Origin of the sequence: Hydrogenophaga sp. (assembly GCF_026125825.1) — a bacterium.
GTDB lineage: Bacteria > Pseudomonadota > Gammaproteobacteria > Burkholderiales > Burkholderiaceae_C > Hydrogenophaga.
On record NZ_JAHCKK010000109.1, the window covers coordinates 1 to 11,398 of the forward strand.

Annotated in this window: 12 protein-coding genes; 4 read left to right on the forward strand and 8 right to left on the reverse strand. The window is 69.3% G+C overall.

All coding sequences use genetic code 11. The features are described 5' to 3' along the window. The 3 genes from KIT86_RS21975 to KIT86_RS21985 all read right to left on the reverse strand — a co-directional run. Positions 1-578, reverse strand: a 578-nt coding sequence (locus KIT86_RS21975) for a cbb3-type cytochrome c oxidase subunit I (protein WP_297402364.1), incomplete at its 3' end; no start/stop codon positions are given. Between the two features lie 81 nt (positions 579-659). Beyond that, entirely contained in the window at positions 660-797 is a 138-nt protein-coding gene (gene ccoS / locus KIT86_RS21980; RefSeq protein ID WP_204735344.1) for a cbb3-type cytochrome oxidase assembly protein CcoS, read from the reverse strand. A gap of 12 nt (positions 798-809) precedes the next feature. Beyond that, positions 810-3,161 carry a cation-translocating P-type ATPase gene (locus KIT86_RS21985; protein ID WP_297402366.1) on the reverse strand — a complete coding sequence of 784 codons (2,352 nt, stop codon included), beginning with the start codon at positions 3,159-3,161 and terminating at the stop codon, positions 810-812. A 111-nt stretch (positions 3,162-3,272) separates the two neighbouring features. On the opposite strand from KIT86_RS21985, the gene KIT86_RS21990 reads away from it, so the two are divergent. After that, entirely contained in the window at positions 3,273-3,716 is a 444-nt protein-coding gene (locus tag KIT86_RS21990) for a universal stress protein (RefSeq protein ID WP_297402367.1), read from the forward strand. Between the two features lie 72 nt (positions 3,717-3,788). Here KIT86_RS21990 and KIT86_RS21995 read toward each other — a convergent pair whose 3' ends face one another. From KIT86_RS21995 to KIT86_RS22015, 5 genes are read right to left on the reverse strand one after another with little or no spacing between them, the layout of a single operon-like run. Further along, entirely contained in the window at positions 3,789-5,342 is a 1,554-nt protein-coding gene (locus tag KIT86_RS21995; protein ID WP_297402369.1) for a malonyl-CoA synthase, read from the reverse strand. 29 nt (positions 5,343-5,371) lie between these two features. Beyond that, entirely contained in the window at positions 5,372-6,139 is a 768-nt protein-coding gene (locus KIT86_RS22000; protein ID WP_297402371.1) for an enoyl-CoA hydratase-related protein, read from the reverse strand. Next, positions 6,136-7,122 (reverse strand): tripartite tricarboxylate transporter substrate binding protein, encoded by a 987-nt coding sequence (locus KIT86_RS22005; RefSeq protein ID WP_297402373.1) that lies wholly within the window; start codon positions 7,120-7,122, stop codon positions 6,136-6,138. The genes KIT86_RS22000 and KIT86_RS22005 overlap by 4 nt, the downstream gene beginning before the upstream one ends. A gap of 32 nt (positions 7,123-7,154) precedes the next feature. Next, positions 7,155-8,486, reverse strand: a complete 1,332-nt coding sequence (locus tag KIT86_RS22010; RefSeq protein WP_297402375.1) for a malonyl-CoA decarboxylase family protein — start codon at positions 8,484-8,486, stop codon at positions 7,155-7,157. Beyond that, a complete protein-coding gene (locus KIT86_RS22015; RefSeq protein ID WP_297402377.1) occupies positions 8,483-9,142 on the reverse strand; it encodes a GntR family transcriptional regulator in 660 nt (219 codons plus the stop codon). The genes KIT86_RS22010 and KIT86_RS22015 overlap by 4 nt, the downstream gene beginning before the upstream one ends. Positions 9,143-9,828: 686 nt before the next feature. On the opposite strand from KIT86_RS22015, the gene KIT86_RS22020 reads away from it, so the two are divergent. The 3 genes from KIT86_RS22020 to cpaB form a co-directional block, all read left to right on the forward strand. Beyond that, positions 9,829-10,017, forward strand: coding sequence for a Flp family type IVb pilin (locus KIT86_RS22020; protein ID WP_297402379.1), 189 nt, complete (start codon positions 9,829-9,831; stop codon positions 10,015-10,017). Between the two features lie 31 nt (positions 10,018-10,048). Further along, on the forward strand, positions 10,049-10,531 hold the full coding sequence (locus KIT86_RS22025) for a prepilin peptidase (RefSeq protein WP_297402381.1): 483 nt from the start codon (positions 10,049-10,051) through the stop codon (positions 10,529-10,531). A gap of 42 nt (positions 10,532-10,573) precedes the next feature. After that, positions 10,574-11,398 (forward strand): Flp pilus assembly protein CpaB (gene cpaB / locus KIT86_RS22030; RefSeq protein WP_297402383.1); only part of this gene is annotated, 825 nt, incomplete at its 3' end.

The window sequence follows — 11,398 nt, forward strand, 5'->3', positions numbered from 1 at the left end:
CTCTTGAAGATGTCCACCGGCAGCGCGGCGCTGTTGACGATGTGCAGCACGGCCACGGCCAGGATGAAGGCGCCGAAGAACCAGTTGGCCACGTAGATGTGGCGCACCTTGCGCAGGCCGATGGTGCCGAAGAACACGATGGCGTAGGCCACCCAGACGACCGCGATCAGCAGGTCGATGGGCCATTCCAGCTCCGCGTACTCCTTGCCCTGGGTGTAACCCAGCGGCAGCGAGATGGCGGCCAGCAGGATCACCAGTTGCCAGCCCCAGAAGGTGAAGGCAGCGAGCTGGCCGCCGAAGAGCCTCACCTGGCAGGTGCGCTGCACCACGTAGTAGCTGGCCGCGAACAGCCCGCAACCGCCGAAGGCGAAGATCACCGCGTTGGTGTGCAGCGGCCGCAAGCGGCCGTAAGACAGCCACTCGATGCCGAGATTGAGCGCCGGCCAGGTGAGCTGGGCGGCGATGATCACGCCCACCAGCATCCCCACCACACCCCAGACCACCGTCATGATGGCGAACTGCCGAACGACTTTGTCGTTGTAGACCGCCGACTGGCTGGCCCTGTTGGTCACGGACATACACATACTCCTTGCCAATGTCACTGCCGACAGTGTGCGCAGGGAGTTCCCTTTGCGCCTTGACCTACGTCAAGCGCGCCCTCAATCGCCCTTGAGGATGCGCTCGCCTTCGCGTTCGATGTTGTCGAACTGCCCCGCCTGGAGCGCCCACCAGAACACGCCGATGATGCCGAAGACCAGCAGCACGGACAGGGGGATCAGGAGGTAGAGGATGTCCATCGGGGGGAGCTTTCAGTGCCTGGCCAGGCGCAGGGCGTTGCCGATCACCAGCAGCGAGCTGGCGGCCATGCCCAGGCCGGCCAGCCAGGGCGGCATGTAGCCGGCCAGCGCCAGGGGCACGCTGACCACGTTGTAGGCGGCGGCCCAGGCGAGGTTCTGACGCACGGTGCGCAGCGTGGCGCGCGCCTGCGCCAGGGTGTTGACCACGTCCATGACATGGCCGCTCTGGACGATGAAGTCCGACTGCGACTGGGCCAGCGGTGTGGCCTGGCCCAGCGCAAACGAGGTGTCGGCGCGCGCGAGCACCGGCCCGTCGTTCAGGCCGTCGCCGACCATGGCGACCTTCAGGCCGCGCGCTTGCAGCGCCGCGATCTCGGCCAGCTTCTGCTCGGGCGAGGCCCCGGCGATCACGTGCTCCACACCGACCACCTGGGCCACCTGCCGCGCGGCCGCCTCGCGGTCGCCCGACAGCAGCCAGGTGCAAACGCCCAGGGCGTGCAAGGCGGCCACGGCCGCGGCCGCGTCGTCGCGCAGGCTTTCCTGCAGCACGAAGCTTGCGATCCAGCCGTTGGCGTCGCTGAGGTGAACGGCGGGCCTGTCGTCGGCGGCCACGGAGGGCGCCAGGCCGCAGTGCGCGGCCGAGCCCAGGCGGACCCAGCTTCCGTCGGGCCGCAAGGCCTGCATGCCCTGCCCCGCCCGCTCGGTATGCCCGGCCAGCGGCGCCAGGTCAGGCTGTTGCGTCCGGGCCTCGCGCGCCAGCATCCGCGACACGGGGTGCAGCGAACCTTCGGCGAGCGCGCCCGCCAGCGCCCATGCTTCCGAGAGGCTCGCGCCTTCCCGCAGGGTCACCTTGTGCAGCGCGAGCTGGTCGTGCGTGAGGGTGCCGGTCTTGTCGAACACCACGGCGTCGATGCCCGCCAGCGCCTCGAAGGCCTGCAGCCGGCGCACCAGCACGCCACGCCGCGCCAGCGCCCCGGCCGAGGCCAGCATGGCCGCCGGTGTGGCCAGCGAGAGCGCGCAGGGGCAGGTGACGATGAGCACGGCCACCGCCACCGCGAGGGCCTGCGTGTGGTCGATCTGCCACCAGTAGAAACCGGCGGCCGCGGCCGCGAGCAGCACGAGCACGAGAAAGGGCGCGGCCACCCGGTCGGCCAGCACGGCCAGGCGGGGCTTTTCGGTGGAGGCCCGCTCCATGAGCTGGACGATCTGCGCGAAGCGCGTGTCGGCGCCGATGCGGTCGATGCGCACGCGCACCGGGCCGCCGAGGTTGAAGCTGCCGGCCACCACGCCCTGCCCGGCCTGGATCGAGACCGGGTGCGACTCGCCCGTCAGCAGGGCCTCGTCCACCATGGCCAGGCCGTCGAGCAGCTCGCCATCGGCCGGGAAGGCCTGGCCGGCCTGCACGCGCACGGTGTCGCCCACGCGCAGGCGGCGCAGCGAGACGGACTCGTAGCCGCCCTCGGGCTTGAGCCGATCGCAGACCTCGGGCAGGCGGTTCATGAGGCCGTCCAGCGCACCGGCGGTGCGGTCGCGCGCCTTGTGCTCCAGGTAGCGGCCGCCCAGCAGGAAGAACACGAACATCGTGAGCGAGTCGAACCAGACCTCGGCGCCCCAGGGGCCGGTGGGGTCGAAGGTGGCGGCCGAGCTGGCGAGGAAGGTCACGAGGATGCCGATGGAGACCGGGGTGTCCATGCCCACGCGGCCGTGCCGCAGGTCGCGCCAGGCGCTGGCGAAGAAGGGGCCGCTGGCGAAGAACACCACGGGCAGGCTGATCACCCAGCTGGCCCAGCGCAGCAACTGGGTGATGTCGGGCGGGATCTCGCCGGGCGCGGTCACGTAGGCCGGCCACGCGTACATCATGACCTGCATCATGCAGAAGCCGGCCACGAAGAGGCGCCACAGCGCCTGGCGGGTTTCGCGCAGGCGCTCGCTGACGGAGAGTGCATGCTGCATGGGCAGCAGGCGGTAGCCGTTGTCGCCCAGCGCGCGCGCCAGGCTGGAGAGGCGCGTGCGCGAGGGGTCCCAGCGCAGCGTGAGGCGCCGCGTGGCCGCGTGCACCTGGGCGCGCTGCACACCGGGCTGGCCTTGCAGCACCGACTCGACCGTGTCGGCACAGGCGGCGCAGTACATGCCCTGCACCACCAGCACGGATTCGGCCTCGCCTTCGGGCGCGAGGCTGCGCGTGAAGCTGTCCTGCTCGACGGGGTCGTCGAGGATGGCGAAGTCGTCGGTGACGGTGAGGGAGCCCCGGTGCGTGCCGAGCCAGTCGGCGCGCGGCCATGGCAGGGCCTCGCCAGCCGCGCGGGCGGGCGCGGGAGGCGCAGGCACGTGGCTTGCCACGAGCGCGGGGGCAGCCGGATTCATGGGTGGAGCGTATTCCACGCCATGCTTCGGGCCATTGACATAGGTCAACACCTGGGGTCCATGCTTTGTTACCCTGAGGTTTCCGAGTTCAACCACACAAGGAGATCAACAATGTACAAGCGAATTCTCGTTGCCACGGACGGTTCGAAGCTGTCGCAGCAGGCGGTGGAACACGGCATCAACCTGGCCGACCTGACGGGTGCCGAGGTGGTGGCGCTGAAGGTGATTCCGCGCTATCCGCAAACGTACTTCGAAGGCGGCGTGGCGTTGGCCGCGGCCGAGGTCGCCCGCATCGAGAAGCAGTGGCAGGAAGAGGCGCTGGTGGCGGTGAACGCGGTGAAGTCGGCCGGGCAGTTGCGCGAGGTGAAGGTCAAGCCGGTGACGGTGAAGTCCGATCTGGTGGCCGAGGCGATCATCGCGGCGGCCAAGCGCAACAAGTGCGATCTGATCGTGATGGCTTCGCATGGCCGTCGGGGCATCAAGCGGCTGCTGCTGGGCAGCGAGACGCAGCAGGTGCTGACGCATTCGCACATTCCCGTGCTGGTGCTGCGCTGAGCCTGGCGGGGTGGCACCTCGCAGGAGGAACCACCCCGGTTCACCAAGGCCCGCTGCGGCCGCAGAAGGCGCTCAGGAAGCGAACAAACCCTTGTACTGATCGCGCAGGAGATTCTTCTGCACCTTCCCCATGGTGTTGCGCGGCAACTCCGCCACCACCACACAGCGCTTGGGGATCTTGAAGTTCGCCAGCCGCGCCTTGAGCGAGGACACCACGGCCTCGGGCTGCACCGAAGCCCCGGGCTTGGCGATCACCACCGCCACCCCGACCTCGCCGAAGTCCGGGTGGGGCACGCCCACCACCGCGCTCTCGGCCACGCCGGGCATCTCGTTGATGTGGCCCTCGATCTCGGCGGGGTAGACGTTGTAGCCGCCGGAAATGATCAGGTCCTTGCTGCGGCCGACGATGCTCACATAGCCCCGCTCGTCGATGCGGCCCACGTCACCGGTCTTGAAGAAGCCGTCGGCGGTGAATTCCTCGGCGGTCTTCTCCGGCATGCGCCAATAGCCCTTGAACACATTGGGCCCGCGCACCTGGATCGCACCGATCTCGCCCACCGGCACGGGCCGGGTGTCTTCGTCCACCACCCGCAGCTCGTTGCCCGGCAGCGGAAAGCCCACGGTGCCACCGCGCCGCTCGCTTTCGCCGCCAAAGCGCGCGTCGGCCGCATAGGGGTTGGAGGTGATCATCACCGTCTCGCTCATGCCGTAGCGCTCCAGGATGGTGTGGCCGGTGCGGGCCTTCCACTCCTCGAAGGTCTCGATCAGCAGCGGTGCCGAGCCCGAGATGAACAGCCGCATGTGGGCCACCTGCTGCTTCGTCAGGCCCGGCTCGGCGAGCAGGCGCACGTACAGCGTGGGCACGCCCATGAACACGGTGGCGCGCGGGAACAGCTCGAGCACCGCTCGGGGCTCGAACTTGTTGAGCCACAGCATGGGGCTGCCGTTGATGAGCGCGCCGTGGATGGCCACGAACAGGCCATGCACATGGAAGATCGGCAGCGCGTGGATCAGCACGTCGTCGGGCTTCCAGCCCCAGTACTCGCGCAGCACGCGCGCGTTGCTGAGCATGTTGCCGTGCGAGAGCATGGCGCCCTTGCTGCGGCCGGTGGTGCCGCTGGTGTAGATGATCACGCCCAGGTCGTCGGCCCGGTTGTGCGCCGGGGTGTGCTCGGCGCTGTGGTGCGCGGCGCGCTCCAGCAGGCTGCCGGTGCGGTCGTCGCCCAGCGTGAACACGTGGCGCGTGCCGGCCTTGAAAGCGATCTTGGACACCCAGCCGAAGTTGGCCGGGCTGCACACGACCACGGCGGGCTCGGCGTTGCCGATGAAGTACTCGATCTCGCCGGCCTGGTAGGCCGTGTTGAGCGGCAGGAACACATGGCCCGCGCGCAGGGTGGCGAGGTACAGGATCAGCGCCTCGACCGATTTCTCCACCTGCACGGCGATGCGCGAGCCTTCGGGCAGCTTCATCGAGTCGAGCAGGTTGGCCATCATGGCGCTGGCGCGCTCCAGGTCGCGCCAGGAATAGCGCAGGCCGGGCTGCGCGCCGCCCACCGTTTCCACGGCGGTGCGGTCCAGGTCGGCGGGAAAGGCCGCGCGCAACGCGGCGTAGAGGTTGTGGTTCATGGTGTGGGAACGCAACGAGGAAGAGGAATTCAGAAAACGGGTTGGCGCTTGGCCAGAAAGGCATCGATGCCTTCGCGGTGTTCGGCCTGGGCGGCGTAATGGTAGGCCTGCTCGACCACGGCCTGCAGCGGCTCGCCCGCCCCCAGCGCACGCAGGGTCTGCTTGTTCTGGCGTGCGGCCTGGGGCGCCAGTCGCGCGATGCGCTGCGCGCGGGCCTGCACCTCGGCGGGCAGCTCGGCATCGGGGCGCACCGCGTGCAGGAAGCCGCGCGCCTTCATCTCGTGCGCGTCGAGCACGGCGGCTTCCAGCAGCATCTCGCGCGCGGTCGCCAGGCCGGCCTCGCGCGCTACCAGCTGGGCTTCGCGCGGGGCCATGGGAAAGCCCAGGCGGGCGATGGGCGCGCCAAACCGCGCGCCCTGCCCGGCCAGGCGGATGTCGCAGCAGCTCGCGATCTCCACGCCCGCGCCCATGCAGTTGCCTTCGATCTGCGCCAGCACGGGCAGGTCGCAGGCGAGCATGGCGCCCAGGCCTCCCCACACGTCGTTCTCGTGAAAGTCGCGCAGCGCGTGGGCGTCGAAGCGGAAGTCCGGGTACTCGGCGATGTCGCCCCCGGCGCAGAAGTGCCCGCCCTCGCCCGCCACGATCACGCCGCGCAGATCGGTGCGCGCCTGCAGCGAGGTGAAGACGGCCTTGAGCTCGCGCCACATCGCGCGCGACATGGCGTTGAACTTGCCCGGGTGGGACAGCGTCACGCGCGCGAGCGCGTGATCGATGGCCAGGTGAACCCGGCCGCTCATTCGAGCGTGGCGCCCGAGGCCTTGACCACGGCCGCCCACTTGCGGATCTCGCCCTTGACGAAGGCGTCGAACTGCGGGCCGCTCACGTTGGCGAACTCGGCGCCTTGCGAGGCCCAAACCGCCTTGGCCTCGTCGGTGGTGACGGCCTTGCGGATTTCCTCGATCGCGCGCGCCTGCACGTCGGCTGGCGTGCCGCGAGGCGTCCACACGCCGTACCAGGTGGTCACGTTGTAGTCGGGCAGGCCCATCTCGGCCGCGCAGGGCACATCGGGCAAGGCCGGGCTGCGCTGGGCGCCGGAGACCAGCAGCGGCTTGATGCGCCCGCCCTTGATGTGACCGGCCGAGGAGCCCAGGCCGTCGAACATCACGTCCACCTGGCCGGCGATCAGGTCGTTGAGGGCCGGGCCGGCGCCGCGGTAGGGGATGTGGGTGATGAAGGTCTTGGTCTGCTGCTTGAAGAGTTCGCCCGCGAGGTGGTGCGAGGTGCCGCTGCCGGCCGAGGCGTAGTTGAGCTTGCCCGGGTTGGCCTTGACCATGGCGAGGAACTCCTTGAAGTTGGCGGAGGTCACGCGCTTGGGGTTGACCACCACCACCTGGGGCACGCTGGCCACCAGGATCAGCGGCACCAGGTCTCTTTCGAGGTCGTAGTCGAGCTTGGGGTACATGCTGGGGGCGATGGCGTGGTGCACCGCGCCCATGAACAGGGTGTAGCCGTCGGGCGCGGCCTTGGCCGCGATGCCCGCGCCCAGCGTGCCGCCGGCGCCGCCGCGGTTGTCGATCACCAGGCTCTTGCCCGAGAGGCGCGCGAACTGCGCGGCCAGGGGGCGGGCGAAGGCGTCGGTGCCGCCGCCGGCGGGGAACGGCACGACCATGGTCACCGGTTTGGTGGGCCAGGTCGACTGGGCATGGCCCGCCGTGGCGTAGAGGGCGGCGCCGGCCATGGCCGTGCGAAGGATGTCTCGTCGATTCAGGCTGTCGGTCATGCGGTTGTCTCCTTGTGGTTGAAATGGCGGCTTCAAAGATAAAGGTCCTTGATGGCCGCGGCTATCGGGATCTTTCCCTGCGCCAGCGAGGCGCGGTGCGGGTCCAGTCGCTTGAGATCGTAGAGGTAATTCACCATGAGGCCATAGGACTGCTTGAGCCCCTTGGCCGAGGGGTCGGCACCCCAGTGAAGCCGCTCGACCCGCGCGCCGTTGCCCAGGTGGAAGCGCGCCACCGGGTCCAGCGGCTTGCCCTCGTGGAGTTCGTTGCCCAGGTAGCGCGCGGCCCAGCCCATGAGCGCGCGGCGCTCGGGCGCGTTCTCGGCCAGCTCCTCCACGCGCTCCCAGGCCTTGAGCATCTCGGCCGGGGCGTTCTTCGCGAGCCAGGCACGCAGGCCGGGAATGGGCGAGAGGGTGGCGAAGGTCTTGAGGCGCGGAAACTCCTGCTTGAGCGTTTCCACCACGCGCTTGATGAGCGAGTCGCCGAAGCTCACGCCCTTGAGGCCGGTCTGCGTGTTGCTGATCGAATAGAAGATGGCGGTGGTGGCCTTGCCCAGGTCGGCCGGCGCGGCCGACTCGTCGAGCAGCGGCGTGATGCTGGTGGCGATCTCGTTCATGAGCGCCACCTCGACGAAGATCAGCGGCTCGCCGGGCAGGCGCGGGTGGAAGAAGCCGTAGCAGCGGCGGTCGCTGTCGAGCCGGTTCTTCACGTCGGACCAGCTGCGGATGTCGTGCACCGCCTCGTACTTGATGAGCTTTTCCACCAGCGAGGCCGGCGAGTCCCAGGTGATGCGGCGCAGGTCGAGGAAGCCCACGTCGAACCAGGTGGAGAACATGTACTCCATCTCCACGTCCAGCGCGAGCAGGCGCTTGTCGCTGCGCAACTGCGGCTGCAGCTCGGCGCGCAGGTCGACCAGGAAGCGCACGCCATCGGGGTTGGCGCTGAAGCGCTGCAGCAGGCGGCGCCGGGGCGAGACGGTGGCGCGCCGGTAGAGCACCTCGGCGGCGGCCTCGTCGGGCGTGCCCACGGCGGCGGCGAACTGCGCCTGCGCCTTCTTGACGCGCTGGGGATCGGCCACGAAGCGCTCGCTCATGAGCAGCCAGAGGTCGCGCCGGTGCGGTGGCGAGGCGCTGGCGTACCAGTCCATCATGGCCTGGGCGCGGCGCCCGCCCTCCACCTCGCTCACCATCGGGTCCACGATGGCCTGCAGGCTCTTGAGCGACTGGCGCAGCATGCGCGGCGACATGGCCTCCTCGTCGTGCCGCAAGGTGGCGTTGAGGCGCTCCTGGGTGGAGCGCGGGCCGGTGGCCTTCGCGGCCGGGCGCAGCAGGGAGACGCCTTGCGCCAACCAGTCGGGTGGGGTCATGCAGAAAGCCTCGATGTCTGGTTGCGGGCCAATTCCCGCAAGGCCACGCGCTGGCGCGTGAGGTGGGTGCGCATGGCGGCTTCCGCGCCTTCGGCGTCGCGCGCCTTAAGCGCGGCGAACACCGCCATGTGTTCGGACAGGCTCTGGTCCAGCCGCCCTGGCGCGTGCAGCTGCTGCAGCCGCGCGAGCTTGACGATCTTGCGCAGGTCGCCGATGACCTGCGCCAGCCAGCGGTTGTTGGCCAGCGTGATGATGGCCTCGTGGATCGCGAAGTTGGCCTCGTAGTACTCGTTGATGAGCCGGGCGCGGGCGCTGCGGTTGAGCCGCTCGTGCAGTTGCTCCAGGGCCGCCAGGTCGGCATCGCTGGCGTTGTTGGCGGCCTCGAAGGCGCAACGCCCTTCGAGCAGCGCGATGACGGGAAAGATCTCGTCGAGGTCGCGCTCGGTGACTTCGCGCACGAAGCAGCCGCGCCGGGGTTCGTGCCGCACCAGGCCCTCGGCGGTGAGCACCTTCAAGGCTTCGCGCAAGGGCGTGCGCGAGATGGCCAGCTCGGCGCACAGCGCGGGTTCGTCCACGAAGCTGCCCGGGGCGAGCACCCCCGCGAAGATGCGCTCGCGCAGCTTCGTGGCCACTTCGTCGTGCAGGGAGTTCAGCATCGGTCGCTTTTCGCAAAATTATCTGTAATTACGCGTAATTCTATGGCCGGCCCTGGCGCGCCCACCACCCCGGACTTACCCGAAGTGGTGCCGCGGCCGCGCGGCCGCCCAGCCGGCGCGCCCGTGCGCCAGCCGCCCGGACGCGCCCGGCCAATTCGCCCATTGATGCAATTAAATGCATGCCCGCATGCAAATCTGTGCATGTCGCGGCATTCCTTTTCGCACAACGGCGCAAAGCGCGACCATTTGGTCAGAATGCCCGCCTCCAATTGGCCCCGCATTGCCTGCCAAATACCTCACAGCGATTGCCCCGAATCGAATTAATAGGCGGTGCAAACCCCTGACTTCCCTTCATTATTGAATCGCGCTGTCGATACGATTCTCAGATCGAAGCGATTCTGCCCGGAGATCACCCAGCTGGGCTGTATCCCGCAGAAACGCTGAAATCCCCTGCGCGATGGGGTTAACACCCGATGGCGTGTGGGGAATGTTGGATGGCGGGTCGCGCGCGGCTGCCGATTGGATTTCATGCAAGGAGGTTGAATTATCGAAACCAACCATCTGCCCTCGCCGATTAAGCATCCGGCGATGAAAACCAAGGACCTCATTTCCAACCGCATGGCACCACCAGCCAATTGACAGTCGATCCAAAGTTCTCAATCCAGTTTTCACCACAGGAGTTCACCATGAAAGCACAGATCATCCGTTTCCTGCACGACGAGGAAGGCGCCACGGCCATTGAATATGGGCTGATCGCCGGCCTGATGGCAGTCATCCTGCTGGCCGTCTTCGACAGCGACACCGGCGTCAAAGGGACGCTGAACGCGATTTTTAAGCACGTCAAGGACGTGGCCACCGGCGTGACCACGCCCTGAGCGCGGCCTCGCCCGATCCTGCTCGCCCGCCATGAAACTGGCCCTGCTGCTCTGGCTGTTGACCGCCATCGCCCACGATGGCCTCGAACGGCGCGTGCGCAACGGGCTGGTGCTGGCGGGCATCGCGCTGGCCCTGGCCGCTCTCGCGCTGGATCTGCAGCCCTTCGGGCTGAGCTGGCCGCAGGCGCTGCAGGGCGGCGCTGCCGCGTTCGGCGGCCTGCTCTGTTTCTATGCCTTCGGGCTCATGGGCGCGGGCGACGTGAAGTTCGCCGGCGCGCTGGGCCTGTGGGTGGGCGTGCAGCCGCTGCTGCCCATCTGGGTCGCCGCCAGCGCGCTGGCCGGGCTGCACGGCCTGCTCTGGCTGGCCCTGCAGCGGTGGCCGCTGGCGCCGCGCCTGGCGCTGGCGCTCTCGGGCCGCCCCCGCGGCGCCGGGCTTCGCACGCGCCCGATCCCCCTGGCGGCGTACCTCGCCGTCTCGACCATCGCCTTCATGGCCTGGCGCGCTGGCGGCTGAAGCGCCGCCGAGACCGCCGCATCTGTTCAAAGGCCCCGCACCATGATCCGATTCACCCAAATTGTCGCTGGCGTGCTGGTGCTGCTGGCGCTTGTGCTGATCGGCTATGCGTGGATGCTCAGCCGCAAGCCGCCGGCGCCCGTGCCTGCCCCGCAGCCCGTGGCGCAGGCCGCGCCGGCCGAGGCCACTTTCCCGGTGGTGGTCGCCACCCGGCCGCTGCCAGCGGGCCAGGCGATCGACGCCGGCGCGCTGCGCGTGGCGCAACTCACCATCAACCCGGCCGGCGCCTTCATGTCGGTGGCCGAAGCGGCCGGCCGCGTGCCGGTGTTCGACCTGGGCGTTGGCGCGCCGCTGCTGGAGAACCAGCTGGTGTCCGGCCTGGCGCTGCGCCTGGAGCCCGGCGAGCGCGCCGTGGCGGTGAAGGCCGACGAGGTCATGGGCGTGGCCAACAGCGTGCGCCCGGGAGATTTCGTCGATGTGTTCTTCGCCCTCAAGGCCGATGGCCGGGACGTGGACCGCAGCCAGTCGCGCCTGCTGCTGGCGCGCAAGCGCGTGCTGGCCTTCGGCACGGCGTCGGTGGACGGCATGCCCACCGGTGGCGAGGGCCGCGGCAGCCAGAAGCCCCAGGCGGTCAACCCGCAACCCGCCCGCACGGCGGTGCTCGCCGTCCCGGTGGAAGACGTGAACCGGCTCGCGCTGGGCGAGGCCAATGGCCGCCTGCTGCTGGCGCTGCGCCACCCCAACGACACCGCCGAACCCGATCCCACCCTGTTCGCCGAACCGCCGACCGCCCTGCAACCGGCAGGCCGGCGCAGCGGCGCGCTCACCGGCATGGACCGGGCCGTGGCCGGCCTGACCACGCAGGAC